Annotated in this window: 12 protein-coding genes; 7 read left to right on the top strand and 5 right to left on the bottom strand. The window is 69.6% G+C overall.

Going from position 1 to position 17,079, the window contains the following annotated elements:
* Positions 1 to 18: 18 nt before the first annotated feature.
* Positions 19 to 345 carry a hypothetical protein gene (locus ETD85_RS48500; RefSeq protein WP_138696630.1) on the bottom strand — a complete coding sequence of 109 codons (327 nt, stop codon included), beginning with the start codon at positions 343 to 345 and terminating at the stop codon, positions 19 to 21.
* Between the two features lie 175 nt (positions 346 to 520).
* Here ETD85_RS48500 and ETD85_RS48505 point away from each other — a divergent pair, with 175 nt between their 5' ends.
* The gene (locus ETD85_RS48505) at positions 521 to 1,537 is read left to right on the top strand and encodes a hypothetical protein (RefSeq protein ID WP_138696631.1); all 1,017 of its coding nucleotides are present in this window, start codon (positions 521 to 523) and stop codon (positions 1,535 to 1,537) included.
* A gap of 61 nt (positions 1,538 to 1,598) precedes the next feature.
* Here the strand turns inward: ETD85_RS48505 and ETD85_RS48510 are convergent, their stop codons facing one another.
* A complete protein-coding gene (locus ETD85_RS48510; RefSeq protein WP_138696632.1) occupies positions 1,599 to 2,477 on the bottom strand; it encodes a hypothetical protein in 879 nt (292 codons plus the stop codon).
* Positions 2,478 to 2,747: 270 nt separating this feature from the next.
* Between ETD85_RS48510 and ETD85_RS48515 the strand changes: the two genes are divergently transcribed.
* Both ETD85_RS48515 and ETD85_RS48520 read left to right on the top strand, forming a co-directional pair.
* On the top strand, positions 2,748 to 3,431 hold the full coding sequence (locus ETD85_RS48515; protein ID WP_170247248.1) for a winged helix-turn-helix transcriptional regulator: 684 nt from the start codon (positions 2,748 to 2,750) through the stop codon (positions 3,429 to 3,431).
* 243 nt (positions 3,432 to 3,674) lie between these two features.
* Positions 3,675 to 7,580 carry a hypothetical protein gene (locus tag ETD85_RS48520; RefSeq protein ID WP_138696634.1) on the top strand — a complete coding sequence of 1,302 codons (3,906 nt, stop codon included), beginning with the start codon at positions 3,675 to 3,677 and terminating at the stop codon, positions 7,578 to 7,580.
* Positions 7,581 to 7,655: 75 nt separating this feature from the next.
* On the opposite strand, the gene rph is transcribed toward ETD85_RS48520, so the two are convergent.
* A complete protein-coding gene (rph, locus tag ETD85_RS48525; RefSeq protein WP_138696635.1) occupies positions 7,656 to 10,340 on the bottom strand; it encodes a rifamycin-inactivating phosphotransferase in 2,685 nt (894 codons plus the stop codon).
* Positions 10,341 to 10,929: 589 nt separating this feature from the next.
* Between rph and ETD85_RS48530 the strand changes: the two genes are divergently transcribed.
* Positions 10,930 to 12,240 (top strand): hypothetical protein, encoded by a 1,311-nt coding sequence (locus tag ETD85_RS48530; RefSeq protein WP_138696636.1) that lies wholly within the window; start codon positions 10,930 to 10,932, stop codon positions 12,238 to 12,240.
* A gap of 396 nt (positions 12,241 to 12,636) precedes the next feature.
* Complete coding sequence (locus tag ETD85_RS48535; RefSeq protein WP_138696637.1) at positions 12,637 to 13,740, top strand: hypothetical protein; 1,104 nt, start codon at positions 12,637 to 12,639, stop codon at positions 13,738 to 13,740.
* Positions 13,741 to 13,778: 38 nt separating this feature from the next.
* Here ETD85_RS48535 and ETD85_RS48540 read toward each other — a convergent pair whose 3' ends face one another.
* Entirely contained in the window at positions 13,779 to 14,258 is a 480-nt protein-coding gene (locus ETD85_RS48540; protein ID WP_138696638.1) for a nitroreductase/quinone reductase family protein, read from the bottom strand.
* Positions 14,259 to 14,628: 370 nt separating this feature from the next.
* Between ETD85_RS48540 and ETD85_RS48550 the strand changes: the two genes are divergently transcribed.
* Positions 14,629 to 15,108, top strand: a complete 480-nt coding sequence (locus ETD85_RS48550) for a MarR family winged helix-turn-helix transcriptional regulator (RefSeq protein WP_138696639.1) — start codon at positions 14,629 to 14,631, stop codon at positions 15,106 to 15,108.
* 71 nt (positions 15,109 to 15,179) lie between these two features.
* Here ETD85_RS48550 and ETD85_RS48555 read toward each other — a convergent pair whose 3' ends face one another.
* Positions 15,180 to 16,151, bottom strand: a complete 972-nt coding sequence (locus ETD85_RS48555; protein WP_138696640.1) for a hypothetical protein — start codon at positions 16,149 to 16,151, stop codon at positions 15,180 to 15,182.
* 218 nt (positions 16,152 to 16,369) lie between these two features.
* On the opposite strand from ETD85_RS48555, the gene ETD85_RS48560 reads away from it, so the two are divergent.
* On the top strand, positions 16,370 to 16,966 hold the full coding sequence (locus ETD85_RS48560) for a hypothetical protein (RefSeq protein WP_138696641.1): 597 nt from the start codon (positions 16,370 to 16,372) through the stop codon (positions 16,964 to 16,966).
* Positions 16,967 to 17,079: the final 113 nt, after the last annotated feature.

Below are 17,079 nucleotides of genomic sequence, written 5' to 3' on the forward strand. Positions count from 1 at the left end.
GGAGCATCGTCGGCAGCGTCAGATGTCTATAAGAGACAGGTACAAGGCCACGATCAGCGCGGCGATCCCGGCCGCCACCGACGCCGAAGCGGCGGCCACCGACAGCGCGATCACCGCCAGCCCCGCGGGCACCGGCCACCTCCGGCACAGCCACACCCCCGCGCAGGCCAGCGCGCCACCCACCAGGTCGGCGACGAGATGCCAGCCCGGACCGCCCGCCAGATCCCCCCAGAGCACCGCCACCGCGCCGGCGAGCGCGGGCACGAACCCGCCGAGCGCCACGACCCGGCCGCCCCGCGACCACAGCCGGCCGATCCGCACCTCATCCGCGCTGGTCAGCAACACAACCGCAGATCGTAGCCCGCCCCGGACCCTTGCGTGAGCAACCGAGGTCATACGCGGGCCACGACCAAAGTCACCAGGAAGGGTGTCCGGAGTGTGCGGCGAAAGCGACCCGGGCTGCCACGGTCCGGCCGTCCGCGGGCAGAGGCAGGCACCCACCGCCGGGCACGCTGGCCTCATGAACCCACCTGACAGGCCGAAGGGTGGCCGGCGTGCCGCGTTGCTGCTCGCGGTGATCACCCCGGTCATCGCCGAGCTCACCCTGGGCAACCCGCCGCTCAGCCGGATCTGGCTGATGCTCCTGTGGATCCCGATCTACGGCGCCGGCACGGTGCTGATCCGGGAGCTGGTCCGACGGCGCCGCGGGGGCTGGCCGTCGATCCTGCTGCTCGGGCTGGCGTACGGCATCGTCGAGGAAGGACTGGTGCTGCAGGCACTCAGCAGCCCCACCCTGTACGGGGCGGCCGGGTGGTCGCCACGGTTCCTCGGGCTGAACGGCGCCTACACCGAGCTCAACCTGCCCTACCACGCAGTGTTCAGCGTGGCGCTGCCGATCCTCCTGGCCGACCTGGCCGTCCCGTCCCTGCGCGAGCGGCCGTACCTGAAGCGGACGGGGATCGTGGTGGCCGGCGTGGTGTTCGTGCTGGGCGGGCTGCTGCTGCGGGTGACCGTGGCGACCTCCATCGACCCCGGCTACCAGGCGCCGGTCGCGGTGCTGGCAGGGTGCGTGGCCGCCGTCGCGCTGCTGGCGGTGCTCGCCCTGCGGGTGCTCCCGCCCGCTGCCCGCTCAACGCGCCAGGTGAGCCGTGCAGGGATGGCTCCCGGACCCTGGGCGGTGGGAGCCTTCGGGGTGCTGGCGGGGTTCGGATATCTGGCGCTGCTGTTCCCGTTCGGCGGGGCCGCCCGGCCCGCCTTCACCCACGGCGGCTGGGTGGCGGCGCCGATGCTGGCCGCGGCGGTGCTCGCGGTGCTGGCCGGATGGCTGGTACGCCGCTGGACGGCGAGCGGCGGGTGGACGGACCGGCACAGCCTCTGCCTGGCCGGCGGGGCGTTGCTGGGGCACACCGCGTTCGGCGTGCTGGCCAACGCCGACACCCTCGCCGACAAGCTGGAGCTCTCCGCGCTGGGGCTGGTCATGCTCGCTCTGCTGGCGCTGCTCGGCCGCCGGCACCCGGCCCCGATGCCGGCGAAATAGCCCGGAAGCCCGCCCGCCGAGCGGGCGCGGAGCCCGGGGCTCAGGGAACGGAGCCCGGGGCTCAGGGAGCGGCGCATTGCGGCACCGAGACCACGTGCCAGCTGAACGACGCGCCGCCCCCGGCTTCCACCGCGCCGGCCCCGCCTCTGTCGAGGGCGGCGGGCAGGTCGAGACGGTCGATCATGACCAGGTTGCGGCCATGGCCGCCGACGCCGGAGGCAACCAGCCCGCCCGCCGTGATCGCCACCTTGCCGGCGGGGCAGATCGCCTCCACGGACTTGGGAGAGGTCGAGTCGCCGCTGCTCCAGCTCGCGGGCGAGATCAGGCCGGGAACCGGGTCGGCGCACATCGCGACGAGCGTGATGGACCAGTCGCTGCTCGTGCCGGTCGCGTCCTCGGACGCATGCAGGTAACCGCTGGTGCCGGCGAACGGCTCCAGGTGGTCAAGGAAGACCTGACCTTCGGCGCCCGCGAGGCGGGCGCCGATGCCGAGGGCCTTCTTCCCGCTGGGGCAGGTCACGACCACTTCCTTGTCGGTGGAGTCCACCGAGCTTTGCGCCGAGACCCTTTGCAGGCCGGGGAGCGGGTCGGCGCACATCGCGATGGCCGTGACGGACCAGTTGCCGCCGTAGCCCGACTCGTCCGCCCAGGCGGTGGCTCTGACCTTGCTTGACGTCGAGTCCGGGAGGAGCTCGTTGAGCACGACCTCGCCGTTGCCGTCGGTGACGTACCCGCCCATGCCGATCACCTTCTTGCCGGACGGGCAGGACGCGGTCGCGACCTTGGGGTTGCCGGAGGAGTTGTAGGGACTGGTGTCCGTGACGCGCTGACGTCCCGGGATCGCCGCGGCGGCCGGGGACGCCGGCATGAGGACCGTCGCCGCCAGCGTGAGCGCGAGGAGCAGCCCGATGAACCGGACCGGTCCAAGAGCAGATTTCATGAGCCTTCCCTTCTTGGCCGACGCCCGCGAGAGCGCGCGGCGTCACCTGGCTCGAAGGCGTGGCACGAGCCCCGTCCGGAGCCGGTCACGACTTCCCTGGTCGCCGTTCAGCCTGTTACTCAGCCGGGGGCGGCCGGAAGGCCGTTGTCCGGACCGGGGGTGACCGGAATCCGAACTCGCCGGCGCAGCTCCTCCGCGCGCGGAGACGGCATGGCGGCCGGTACGAAATTCGGACTTTCTCCTGAGGGCCGATACGGCGATGTTGGCACCATGGAGGGATACGGCCAGTACTGCCCCATCGCGTTGGGCGCGGAGGTGTTCGCCGAGCGGTGGACGCCGATCATCCTGCGCAATCTGTTCGTGGGATGCCACCGATTCGGCGAGATCCTGGAAGGGGCGCCGGGGCTGTCGCGGAGCGTGCTGGTGCAGCGGCTGCGGCGGCTGGAACGCGATGGCGTGGTCGAGCGCGGGCGGCTGGGCCGGGCGGTGGAGTATCACCTGACCGACTGCGGGATGGAGTTGATCGAGGTCTGCATGGCGCTCGGGGTCTGGGGCGCGCGGTGGCGGGAGGTTCCGCCGGAGTATCTCGACCCGTACCTGGCCTTGTGGATGCTGTCGCGGCTGATCGACCCCGCGTCGCTGCCGCGGCGGCGGGTCGTGGTCCGGTTCGATCTCACCGACCGATCGCGGCCGGACCGCTACTGGCTGGTCCTGGCCAGGAGCGGTAACGAGGTGTGCGCCCAGCCTCCCGGGTTCGACGACGACGGCGTCGTCACCCTGGATACCGCCTGGCTGGTGCGCTGGTATTCGGGGGCCGCGAGCCTGGCGGAGGCGCAGCGGGCCGGGGGGATGAGGGTGGTCGCGCCACCTTGGCTGGTCAGAGAGCTTGCGGGATGGGGGCGGCTCAGCCCGTTCGCCGACGTACGCCCGGCTCGGGACGCCACCCGCGCCTGAGGGGTGGAGGGGGAACGCGGATTGCCCCGCGCCCCGGACCGGCGCCGGTCACGGGCCCGCTCCGCTGCCCGGTGAATGTCCGCTCAATGACCTGTTGATGGCTATTTCCCTGTGGAAACGTGATGGCGAGCAAACGCGCTGATCTTCGTTCAACCACGGGTTGATAACGAGAAAAGGTGATCGGCCATGATTGGCGCGGCTATTTCTCCAGGACGAGACTGTTCTTTGCAATGAGGAGTAATCGTGCGTGCCCGAAAATTGATCGCCGCCGTAGCCGCAGTCTCGTCGATATTATGGGCGCCGATTCCCGCGGCCGCCCAGCCGACGCCGCCGCCACCTGACAAAACGCTGGCGGTCGCGCCCGAGCCGTCTTCCGCGCCCGAGAGCGTAGACGCGGGCGAACGAGCGGAGGTGCTGGGCAGTGGATGGGAGAAGTCCTCCGATCGGGCGGTGGCCACCGCGGGTGATGCCGCCGGGTTCCACGTGCTGGTGGCCGACGCCAAGGACGGCTACCGGTGGCGCACGGCGGCCTCGCTGTCGGAGCCGGGGTTCGACACCGACTCGTGGATCGGCAACATCTGCGTGACCGCCTCCGGGGCCCGGGCGGTCGTCGTCTACGCGCCGCGTACGTTCACCAACAAGAGCGAGTTGAACGAGCGCGGCGGGTTCACCGCGATAGTCGACCTGAACGGCGGCGCGGTGCGCAAGCTGCCGGTTCAGACCACGCTGGCCTACTTCAACCCCGGCTGCGGGCCGTCGGAGTCGGCCGTGCTCACGCAGGACGGCGTCGAGGACCAGGGCGCCACCCGCCTGTTCCGGCTCGACACCGCCGGCGGCAAGCTGGAGCGGCCCATCCAGATCCCCGGCCAGCTGACCTCGGCGGTGCCGGCCGCCGACGGCATCGTGGCCGCCGACTCCGGGGCGGTGGTCCGGGTGCACCCCGACGGCAAGCGCACCGTGGTGGCGCCGGCCAAGGGGGTGCCCTACCGGCTGGCCGCCGACGCCGACGGCGGCGTGGTGTACGCCCAGCTCGACGACGCGCAGACCGCCTCCGTACGCCGGGTGGACCTGAAGTCCGGCAACGCGGTCACCACGCTCGCCACCGGCGCCGTCACGGATTTGAGCGTCCGCTCGGCCCGGGGCGGCCGGGTGTTCGTGACCGGCGCCAAGGCCACGAAGGCCGCTTCGCCCGCGGGCAGCGTGGCGCTCGCGGACGTCCCGCACCAGGCCGGGATGTCGCTGTCCGGCGAGGTCGCGGTGACGTCGGTGCGGCGCTCGCACGTCAAGGACGCGACGGTGGCGCCCGCCGATCCCGGCGACCCGCTGCGGGTCGACATCACGGCCACGTCGCTCGACACGAAGAAGGCGTTCACGCTGTCGGTCACCCCCGCCGCCGGAGCCGGGGACGGGGCCAGGCCGAGCCCAGCGCTGGGCCGGATCTCGGTGGCGGCGGGCAATCCGAACGATCCGTCCGACGGCGATCAGCGCTACTGCTCGGTGGCCAGGAACGACCCGCGCAACCAGGCCATGCAGCCCAAGCCGCGCCAGGTGGAGTGGGCTGCCGACCAGGCCGTGGTCGGTCAGCTGAGCGTGGCGCGGCCCGCCAACTGGAAGAACCTGGGCATGCCGGCGTACTCGCCGCAGGGCCTGTTCCCGTTGAGGGCGCTGGACGGCGGCGGCTACATCCCGGCGCAGATCCTGATGGGCGTCGCCGTGCAGGAGTCCAACACGTGGCAGGCGGCCCGGTTCGCCGTCCCGGGGGTGACGGCGAACCCGCTGATCGGCAACTACTTCGGCATCGACTACTACAACGACGACGAGGGTGACGACTGGTCGATCAACTGGGCCGAGGCCGACTGCGGCTACGGCATCATGCAGATCACCGACGGCATGCGCCTGGCCGGCAAGGAGAAGCCGGGCGAGACCGCGCTCCCCTACAACCATCAGCGCGCGATCGCGCTCGACTTCGCCGCCAACATCGCCAGGGGCCAGCAGATGCTGGCCGACAAGTGGAACGAGACCCGCCGCGCCGGACTGGTCGTCAACAACGGCACCGCCGCGGGGCTGGAGAACTGGTTCTTCGCGGTGTGGGCCTACAACTCCGGGCTCCACCAGCCGAGCGGCCAGAACCCGTGGGGGCTGGGCTGGCTGAACAACCCGGTCAACCCCCGCTACCCGGCCGACCGTCCCCCGTTCATGGAGACCTCCTACGCCGACTCCGCGCACCCGCAGGACTGGCCGTATCCGGAGAAGGTGCTGGGCTTCGCGGGGCACCCGATCGAGCTCATCGAAAGCCCCGGCACCCTGGTCTACTCCCACCTGTACGCCTGGTGGAACAGCAACCAGGACCGGTACAACGCCAAGCCGCCGGTGGCGCAGTTCTGCCAGGCCGCCAACGACTGCTACCCCGGCGAGTCGCACCTGCCGAACGATCCCGAGGTGATCGGCGAGCCGGCCGGGCCCTGCGCGCACAAGAACAGCTCCGGCCTGTACGACCTGAAATGCTGGTGGCACCAGGCGTCCACGTGGAAGGCCCAATGCCCGACCACCTGCGGCAACGGCCGGCTGCGCTTCGACCCCGGCTACGCCTACCAGGAGGACGCCACCAGCTACGCCCCCAACTGCGGGCTCACCGGCCTGCCGTCCGGGGCCCTGATCATCGACAACCTCCCCACCAGCGTCCCCTCGGTCAGGCCGAACTGTTCCCCCGGCCACGCCAATGCCGGCTCATTCCAGTTCGACTTCCTGGCTGACATCTCCGGCAATTATCCGGGCAAGATCGACGTACACCAGATAGGCACCGGGTTCGCCGGCCAGTTCTGGATGAGCAACACCCTTCCATCGAGCGCCGGCCGCCGGGCGCGGGGAACCTGGACGTTGAACCAGAGCGCAGGCTGGGCCCGCCTCTTCGTGCACCTGCCGGTCAGCGGGGCGCGCACCCAGCAGGCCGCCTACGAGATCGACGTGAACGGCTCGCGCCTCTACGGCAAGAAGCGCTACCTGCCCCAGCAGATCGGTGCGAACGGGTGGGTCTCGCTGGGCGTGTACAACTTCAACGGCACCGTCCCCAGCGTCCGGCTCAGCAATGTGACCAAGGACGGGAAGGGCACCGTACGCATCGCCTGGGACGCGATCGCGGTGCAGAAGCTGCCCGGCAAGCCCAAACACATCGTCGCGGCCCTCGGCGACTCCTACAGCAGCGGCGAAGGCGCGGGAAGCTACTTCCCCGTTTCGGACGCCGACCACGGCACCGCCTACTGGAACGCCTGCCGCCGCAGCCGCGACTCCTACTCGCGCAAGGTGGTCCTGCCCGGCGACACCGAAAGCCTCGGCGCGCTTTCCGATCGCTTCGACGCCAACCACGAGCTGGGATTCGTGGCGTGCTCCGGAGCGAAGAGCCTGAACGCGGCCGGCTGGCAGGACCCCGCCTCGTGGAGCTCACCGAGCGTCTACGAGAAGGGCGAGGGACAGTTCCACGAGATCGCGCAGCTCGAATCAGGCGTGCTGGACGAGAACACCACCCTGGTCACGCTCACGCTGGGCGGCAATGACCAATTGGGCGGCGACGAGGACGGCACCTTCTCCAAGGTCATCAACACCTGCATAATCCCCGGCACCCTCCCCGACTGCGCCGTGACCATCGAGGTGCAGAAGGCGCGCGCCGGCGAGATGGCCGACAACGTCACCAACGTCATCAAGGCGATCAGGGCCAAGGCATCCAACGCCACGATCATGCTGCTCGGCTATCCCGAGCCGATCAGCACGGTGCACGAGTGCGCCTCCATGTCGAACCTGATCTCGCTGGAGGAGGCCCGATCCGTGGCCGGACTCGTACAGGAGCTGAGCCGCCGCCAGCAGGCGCTGACGGAGACGCTGCGCGCCACCGGCATCCCCGTGTTCTTCGCCAGGCCGGACATGGAGTTCTACCAGAGCGTCATCTGCGACAACCCCAGTTACATCAACGCGCTCGTCACCGGGCCCAAGGGCGAGGGTGACTTCCACCAAGGGGACGAGCCGAGCCCGTTGTGCATCTGGGAGAACCACGTGTGCATCAGCCGGGAATCGTTCCACCCCAAGTCGGACGGCACCTCCGCGTACGCCCGCGTACTGCGGACCACCCTCGACAACATCGGCTACGCACGGCCGTAGGCGACCGGCTCGATGATCGCCGCCCGGGCGCCTTCGTGGCGCCCGGGCGCGCTCATGCGCTGCGCACGTTCGGAATCACGGCAGGAGCTCGATGTAACCCCCGGTTCCGTGCACGCGGATCCGCTGCCCGTCCGAGATCAGCCGGGTGGCCCGCTCCACGCCCACCACGGCCGGCAGGCCGTACTCCCGGGCGATCACCGCGCCGTGGGTCATCAGGCCGCCCACCTCCGTCACCAGGCCCGCGATCGCGACGAACAGCGGCGACCAGCTGGGGTCCGTGTACGTCGTGACCAGGATGTCGCCCGCCTCGAGATCGGCCTGCGCCATGTCCAGGATGACGCGGGCCCGCCCTTCGACGGTCCCGGCGGAGACCGGCAAGCCGACCAGGGCGCCGACCGGCACGTCGTCGCGCCGGTACGCGCCGGCGATGGCCTCGCCGTCCGACGTGAGCGCCCGGGGCGGCGTGAGCGCCTGGTAGGACCGGAACGCGTCCTTGCGCCGCCGGATCAGCCGGTCATCCACCGTGTGGGAGCGCACGACGTCATGGAGCTCCTGGAACGTGAGGTAGAAGGCGTCCTCCTTCTCCGGCAGCACGCCGGCCCGCACCAGGCGCTCGGCCTCCGCCAGCACGGCCTGCTTGTAGACGAAGTAGCGGCTGATGATGTCGTACTTCGGGTACTCCCGGTAGCCGATGAAGCTCCGGACCTGGTCGATCATCCGCTTGGTCTCGCCGGCCTTCCGCTCCCCGTCCGGGAGGGCCCGCAGGCGGGACAGCACGTCCTGTTCCTTCTTCTCCGCCTCCTGCCGCCCGTGCTCGAAGCGCCGCTCGGCGGCGCCCGGCGCGAAGTTCCGGACGTTGTCGAGGATCACGGGCACGAGCGTTGCGGGGCGTTCGCGCCACCGCGGCCTCGTGATGTCGATCTCGCCGACGCAGCGCATGCCGTACCGGTCGAGGTAGGCCTCGATGGCGTCGCGCGCCTCGGTCCCGCCCGCGAGCTTCGGCAGCTCGTCCAGGAAGCCCTCGTCCTCGACACCCTGAAGGAACGCCACCACCTCCGGATGCGGGCGGATCACGTCCGCGACGTCGAGCAGCGCCAGCCCCATCTCCGACGTGACGTTGCCGGGGGCGGACAGCGTGAGCGTGTCGGCCGCGTTCTTCTCGCCCAGCCACTCCCGCAGGTTGTCGTTGAGCCACCACGTGGCCTCCATCCCCGCCATGATCGCCTGACGGTTCAGCGGATCGCCGAGGACCCGCTTGTGCTCCTGGAAGGCCTCCAGCAGGAAGTCGAACAGCGCCTGTCCGGTCTTCGTCCGGATGGCACGCCGCAGGGCGGCGATGGACGCCTGGCTGCGCTCGATCAGCTCGGTGACGACGGCCGGATCGGGCTCGGCCGGGAGTCCCGGCGGGCTGCCGGCCGGCGGCCCGCCCGGACCTCCGCCCGGACCTCCACCCGGACCTCCACCCGGACCTCCACCCGGACCTCCACCGGGACCTCCGCCGGGACCTCCGCCGGGACCTCCGTCCGGGAGCGACGCGACGAAGTCGCCGCGGCCGATGACCGTCTCCAGCGCGTCCCTCATCAGCGGATCGGACCGCCCCGCCATGTCCAGGAGGCCGGCGCGGCCCGCGGGCGTGCCCAGGGCCCGGGTCACGTCGACGAACAGCCGCCCGCCGGCCTCGTGCATCTGCGCCATGGCCGTCAGCTGCCAGAAGGAGAGCCCCAGGGGCTTCATGGCGTCGGTCATCATCTGCTGATGGCCGACCGAGAGGTAGACGTGATTCTCCCGGTCGCCGGTCTCGGGGACCGGGAACAGCGTGGTGATCGGCCGGCTCTGCACGATCTGGAAGTCGTCATCGACCAGGCACCATTCGATGTCCTGCGGGCGGCCGAAATGCGCCTCGATCCGCCGCCCGAGCTGCACGAGCCGCACGACCTGCGCATCCGTCAGCGCCGGCTGCTCCTGCTGCCGCGGGTCGACGGCCACTTCCCGCGTCCCGCCGCCCGGCAGGGGGTGGATGGCCCGCTTCTTGGCGGCGATCGCCCTGGCGACGACCTCGCCGTCTCGCACGGTGAACACGTCCGGGTTCACCAGACCGGAGACCAGGGCCTCGCCGAGGCCGAAGCCGGCGTCCACGGTGGCGATCTTCCGGTTGCCCGTGACGGGGTCGGCCGTGAACAGGACCCCGGCCGCCTGCGGGAGGACCATCCGCTGCACGACCACGGCCATGTGGACCTTCCGGTGGTCGAAGCCGTTGCGCTGCCGGTAGGTCACGGCCCGCTCGGTGAACAGCGAGGCCCAGCACCGGCTGACGTGCTGGAGGATCGCCGCCGGCCCCACGACGTTCAGGTACGTGTCCTGCTGGCCCGCGAACGACGTCGTCGGCAGGTCCTCCGCCGTCGCGCTCGATCGGACGGCGTAGGCGGCCTGCTCGCCGAGCCCGGCGAGCGCGCGGGTGATCGCCGCCGCGAGATCGCCGGGGATGGCGATCCCTTCGATGGTCCGCCGGATCTCCGCGCTGAGCGCGCGGATCTCCTCCCGGTCCTCCGGTCCCAGGCGCGACAGCTGATCGAGCCGGTCGCCGATCGACGGCGCCTCCGCCAGCATTCGCCGGTAGGCGTCCGTCGTCACGCAAAAGCCGGCCGGCACGCGGACGCCGTCGATCCGCGACAGCCCGCCCAGGTGCGCGCCCTTGCCGCCGACGACCGCGACCCGCGTCTCATCGACCTCTTGGAGATCCAGCACGTACTGGTCGATCATTGAGATACCTCCGAGGCAGTCCTGCTCCGTCGCGCTGCACTGGCCGGTCGAACCACCGGCGCCGCAAGCTCCGCCGAGACATCTGCCGGGCGCGTTCCCATCCCCCGTTGCCTTCCCTCCGACGTGTCGGCCGCCCGCTTCCGCAGGTGGTGGCCCCGGCCGACGATTCTGCGGTACGACCCGGGTCTTGCCGCAAGTCCCCCGGTGCGCTATACGTTGGGAGAGAGGCAAGGAGAGAAATCTTCTTGCCTTCGCTGTTTCGTCCGATGGGGGCTGACAAGCTTCTCGCATCGCTCCAGCGCGCATGGTTGCCCGGTGAAGAATCCCGGCCATGGCGAAGGACCACTCGATGGCACTGGTCGAGCCGACCCATGATCCGCGGGTCGTGAGTTCAAGTCTCACCCGACCTTCCACTCATGGCCAGGCGATGAGAGTCGAGTGCCCGTCGGTGGGGCCACAACCAGCGGTAGATCGTGCTTGATCCAGATTTGCGGAGGCCCCGAGCATCTCGGGAAGCGGATGGGTAAGGAGGCCCGTCAAGGAGGGCTGGGTCCGCGTCGGCCTCGGCCCCCGCCGAAGGGGGATCGGCGTGGAGAACGGAACACCGCAGGAGACGCGCCGCCTGGCTGACGGCGGGCGGCACAAAGTTCGTGCCGGTCTGATGATGGCGGGCCTGCTGACGAGCGCGATCGTCTTCGGCTGGATCGGAGGCGAGGACCTCAGCGGCGCGTTGACATTTACGGGGCGGGTGACTGGAGGGCTTCTCTTCCTGGCATCGCTGACCATGTTCGCCGCGGCGGCGGCCTCGGTCGACTACTGGGGCGGACGGAGGCTCAAGTATTCGGGCACCATCCTGATACTGGGGACTTTCGTCGTGCTCGCCGCGAACCTCATGATGCTGATCGTGCAGATCCAAGGTCGCGACATTACGCCTTTCCTCGCGTGCTGGCTGATTCTTCTCGTGTGGAGCGGTTGGGCATTCTCCGAACTATGCCGCCAGGGCATCTGGCGCGATTTGCCGCACCCGCGAGGGCTTGCGGCGGGAGTTACTGTTACCGCTGTCGCCGTGGCCGGAAATTTCGTTTACACGCAAATGTATCTGCCTCACATGAGTCCGACGAAGATAGATCTCACTACCAGTTTCGGCAAGCCGCGGGTCCATCCGAAAGGTGACCACGTTTATCTGCCACTGACGATAAGCTTCAAAAATATCGGTGATGTCGAAATCTACGTAGTGTATATCATGTATTCGCTTTGGGGTGTACGCGATGAATACATCGCGAACCCGCTCATCGTCGCGGATTCCGTCCCAAGATTGGGCGACAGAGGGTGGCAGCTGAACAGATTCAGCACCACAAAAAAGCATGAGCTCCTCAGCGTGAATCTGAATCATATAGATCCAGGCACATGGGTCAGTCCGGGCGAGACCCTCGTAACAGAGAAGCTGGTAATGCTACCCAGAAATGACCGGCTCGACGTGGTGAAAGCCAATGCGGAAATGTACGTTGTCCGCACAGACAAGGCTAAAGTCCATCAACCAGCCAAATATGACACCTCCTGGGGAGAGGACAGAGCGAAGGCCCCTCCCTGGCTACTTAAAGATCAGCCCAAGGGCACACAGTTCATCAGGTATGACATGCCTCTCAAGCAGCCCAACAAGCTGCTGGACCTGACGCGCTCCCCCAAACAGATCACCGTGTGGTGGTTCAGCCCACCTGGCGACGACGCCTTTCCCGCGGGCACCTTCGTCTACTCGAGACTCGGCACAACCGGGGAAGAATTCCAAGAGGAAAGCGCCGAAGGGAGATATGAACAAGTCGATCAATATGGCTTCATGTGGATCGTCGGCACGTCGGATGTGACGTCCATCGCGACAGAGACGGATGCTCCTTCTGACTAGCGCGAACAGCGGGTCTGGCGCCATACCGAGCCCACCGAGCCCGCCGAGCCGGCGCCGCGGAAAGGGCATGACGCGCCGACTGCGGCCCAGCGAGATCGGCCAGCCGGGCACGGGAGCGTGGTCAGCGGGAAGTGGCGGAGCGGAAGGCACACCCGCCCTCGGGAAGCGGCGTGCCGGCGCGGCGCCGAGGAGCCGGCGATCCCGTCCCGCGCCGCGCCCTCACCGGCTAAGGCGAAGAATTATGCCGCATCTCCTAGTAAAAGCGCTGATCAGGGACTCGTGACAACGTAAAAAGGGCTTCACGTGAGCGGCAGATCCAGCATTCTAGGCATGGCCAGCAACTGGCCCGAGCATGGCCCTCGCTCTCTCTGGTTCCCTTTCCTTGAAGAGGTCTTCGTGACTCGGTATGCCATCGACCGCGCCCACAACACGCTTCTCGCGCAGTGGAGCACCGGCATCGGCGACAGCGCCACCGTCGTGGCCCGGCTTACCCACGACCAGCTCCACCAGAACACCCGCCTACTCGCCGCGGAGCTGACCCGCCTGTCCCACGTCTGCTGGCGTTCGTACACCCATCCCGCCAGCGCCGCCGACCGGCACGGCCCGCACAGCCTCGGCTGGCAGCGGCGGCAAGAACGCGACGCCTTCGCCAAGATCCTCCCCACCCTGATCGCCACCACGCGACCCGCCCACCAGCCGATCAGCACCAAGGTCGAGCAAGCCGCCCAGGCCGTCGGACGCATCCTGCACCTGCTCAACGCCTCCCAGCTCACCACGCACGTCACCACCGACGTCGCCGCCGAGCTGGCCGCCATCGAACAGGCCGAACGCGGCGATCTGTCCGAACGCGCCCAGCAGGCCGTCGCCCTCAGCCGCGAAGACGCCTCACCCCTGCAGATCTCCCAGGCCGACAGCCTGCTGCACGACAACCCCTTCGGCAGCCAGGCCCTCTTCACCGAGGTCGATCCCACCGCAGCCGCCATCGCCGCCGCCCACTGGTTCTACGCCGCCGTCACCGTCACCGCCCAGCACACCGGCATGCACCCGACCCAGGTCGTCGCCGGCGCCGAGCAGTACGACAAGCCCCTCGCCATCGAGAGCCTCATCGACATCGTCACCGCCATCGCCACCGGCGCCCGCGCCCGGCACGTGATCATGCCTCTCATCCGCAACGCCCTGCACGTCGCCGACGGCCACCTGCGCGGCATACTCGAAGTTCAACGCCGCATCGCCGCCGTCCAGGAGCTCATCCACGCAGACCACCCCGAGCTCGGCTTCGGCCCTGACACCGTCCACCTGCCGCTCACCTCGCTCGACCCCGGCCGCCCCGCCCCCGACCTGCTCGACAACCTGCTTCACGGCATCAACACCTGCTGGCACCTCTACCAGCACCACACCAACCCCCAGAACGCCGGCGCCGCGCGGCAGGAACAGCTCCGCCAGGCATTCCTCAACGCGACCCGGGATGAAGCTGCCGTCCGGAGCGAACGGCTGCTGTAGCCCTCCAGACGGAGCGGGCCGCCCCAGAGGATGGGGTGTCAGCCGCCGGGGTTCTCCCCATCGGATCGGGGGGTCAGGCGGATGATCGGCAGTTGCCGGTCGGTCTTCTCCTGGTACTGCGCGAACCTGGGCGCCGCCTGGACGATCCGCAGCCAGGCGTCCGCACGTTCGGCCCCGTGCAGCTGCTCGGCGATCACGGCCACCGTGCGGCCGTCGACCTCGATACGGACCTGGTCGGGATGGGCCGCGAGATTGTGGTACCACGACGGATTGCCCGCCGCACCGGCTGCCGAGGCCACGATCAGCCGGCTGCCGTCGCCGCCCGGGAACCAGCCGACGGGCGTGGTGCGCTCCAGGCCGCTCTTGGCGCCAATAGTGGTCAGGACCAGGGCGTTGAAGCCCATCATCTGCCCGCCCTTACGGCGGATCCGCCGCGCGGCCAGGTTGTTGAACCATCGGAACAGCCGTCCGGCCGGTTGGCGGGCGCCACGGGTGCCGGCAGGGGTGTCGAAGCTCATGAGGGGCCTCCAAAGCAGTACGGGCCGATGGACCGGGAGTCAGGCGAAGCCGCGACCGCGGGCCTTGAGCGACTTGGCGTCGCCTTCCGGGTCGTTGACGTTGAAGCTGATGACGCGCGACGAAGGCGACCCGGCCGTTGGCGGCGACATTGCGGAACTTCCGGCTCTTCGCCATCCCGCGCCCGGCGACGTCGATCGTGTCGGTGCCGCCGTTGTAAGCGGAAGCCGACCGGGTTCACCTGGAGGGTGCCGTCCGGGTGCGGTCGCCGGTGAACGGCATGAGCAGCCTCCCGGAAGGTATGACTTCTAGGTCAGTTAATGCAGCGTACTGTATGCTAGATTAACTATATTCGCCGTGTACAGTAAAAGGGTGAACAACACGGGGCCGGACACCACGCTGGAGGTACGAGGCACCGGCGCGGTCCACGCGCAGATGGACGCGGCCACCGGGCTGGTCCTGCTCAGCGGCCTGATCCAGGCGGTCTACCAGCGCGTGTCCGAGCGCCATGATCTGACCCCCGTCCAGGCAAGACTCCTGTGCGTGCTGCTCAACGGCCCCAGGGGCATGGCGGAGCTGGCCGGCTGCTTCGGAGTGGAGAAGGCCGCGCTCACCGGGCTGATGAACCGGGCCGAGCGGCGCGGCCTGGCCCTGCGATCGTCCGTGCCAGGAGACCGGCGGGCCATCCAGGTCACGCTGACCGACGAAGGCCGCCAGGCCGCGGTCGCGTTCCACACCGAGATGCGGGCGGAGATGGACCGCCTCCTCCTGCCACTGGCGGACGAGGACCGCGAGCGCTTCCGCAGCACGATGGCCGCGATCGTCACCAGGTGCGGCGCCGGCCCCTGCTGACACGCCCCCTGGACCGACCCGGACAACCGCCCGCGAAGACCGCCGCTGAGAGCTCGCGCGAGCAGGACGATCTACGGAGACGTCATGACGCCGGCGATCGCGGCATGAACCAGAGCCTTCTCGTCGCTGGTCAGATCCATGGGGCGGTGTGCGAAGGAGTTGTCCGCGTGGACGCTGACCTGCCGCCCCGGCATCCGGGCACCGGCGCTCAAAAGGTCGGTGAGGCCGAGCAGGATGGATGCCGACCTGGTGGCGAAGTCCACATCCTGATGCCGGTCGAACTCCGCCGCGAGAACGCGCAGACCTGCGGCGAGGTCCGGCTCCGGCATGGTGAGGGCTCCGGCGACCCGGCGCGCCTGCTCGGCCGACCTGTCCTCCCAGTTCGACCAGTGCCAGCCGGGCCACCACCGCCCGACGTCCAGCAGGACGCCGCCCAACGTCGAAGAGGTCCAGACGCCGGCGGTCTGGTCGTCGAGATCGAGGTGGACGCCGGCGACGACCTTCTCGGGGCAGGAAGTGATCGCCGACCAGGCGGAGCGGTAGTCGTCCAGGGACCTCGCCCCTTCGCAGATGACCGCCTCGGCCGAATCAACGAGGTAGGCCCGGGTGCGGCCGTGGTGGATCATGGTGACCAGCACGTCGCACCACGCTTCGCCCGTCTCCGGCGCCCGGGAGTACGGCATGGTGACCTCGGCGGCGTGGCCGGCCGCCACCTTGATCTGCCGAAGGCCGCCGAAGGCCCACTCCACCCGCCAGCCGGGCCAGGTCCGGGCGAGGGTGGCCAGGGCCGCGAGCCGGTAGCTCGGATCGCCGTCGCAGCCGGAGAAGAACAGCAGTCGCCGCTCGTCATGGTCGATCAGGCATGCGCCGTCGCATTCGGGCTCCCACATCCATGAGCTCTCCTCACGCTGGCTGCGGGCGAACCGGGTCGCCGGTCCAGGTCCGGGCAGGAGGTCCAGCTCGAGGTGATAGGCGCCCCATTGTGAGTAGTAGAGCCCGAAAGTGCCGTCCTGCAGAGTGACATAGTGTGCGCGACTTCCCATGGCCGTACCGTATTTGAGCCGTCACCGAATGTGATGTCCGTTCGGGAAATCTCGCGCTGAGCCCCCGCTCCCCCGAAGCCGGCGGCGGCCTGCGCGTCTGCTGAGCCCGGCCTTCTAGGGCCTTTCTAAGGTTCGCCGACGGCGCGGTGAAGGTTCGCCGGATTGGCTGGAGCAGCCGCCGGCCGAAGGCGCCGGCCGTCGGGAGAAGGAGAAGCGACATGGACCGACGAAAGGCGGGCCTGGCCGCCGGGATGGTCGCGGTGCTGGTGCTTGGCGGATCGGGTGCGCTGGCGGACTCGCCCCAGCGGGGCCCGGCCGATGATCCGTGCGGCGGGACCGCGACGTGCTCGCCCGCCGACCTGGCCAAGCTCAAGGAGGCGGAAGCGGCCAAGGCCGGCGGCCCCCGCAAGGACGGGCCCGGGTGCGCGGCCGACGTGGACAAGCCCGGCTCCCCCGACGCCGGGGACCTGGCCCGGGCGCTGGCCGACGTGTTGGGCATCGGGCTCGACCGGGCGACCGCCACCATGGACGAGCTGAAGCGGCTCTCCCCGAACGGCGGGATTTCACCTGACTCGCCGGAGTTCGCCGCCGTGGCCGCGCGACTTGGCGTGTCGGCGGAGCGGCTGCATGAGGCGCTGAAGGCGGTCAAGCAGGCGACCGCGCCAAAGGACGAGCCAAAGGACGCGCTGAAGGACGTGCCCAAGGACGGGCTGAAGGACGTGCCCAAGGATGTCCCCAAGGATGGGCCTGAGGACGGCCTCAAGGACGGGCCCAAGGACGTCACGCCGAGCCCCGGCACGACGCCGGGCTCCTGAAGCCTCCGGACGGCCGAACGGCCGGGCGGGCGCTCAGCCCATCGGGACGCCCCCGCGCGACGGCATCCTGCCGGGGACAGCGGCGGGCTGCGCGACGGCCATCCCGCCCGGCC

The sequence above is a fragment of the Nonomuraea zeae genome (assembly GCF_005889725.1).
Taxonomy (GTDB): Bacteria; Actinomycetota; Actinomycetes; order Streptosporangiales; family Streptosporangiaceae; genus Nonomuraea; species Nonomuraea zeae.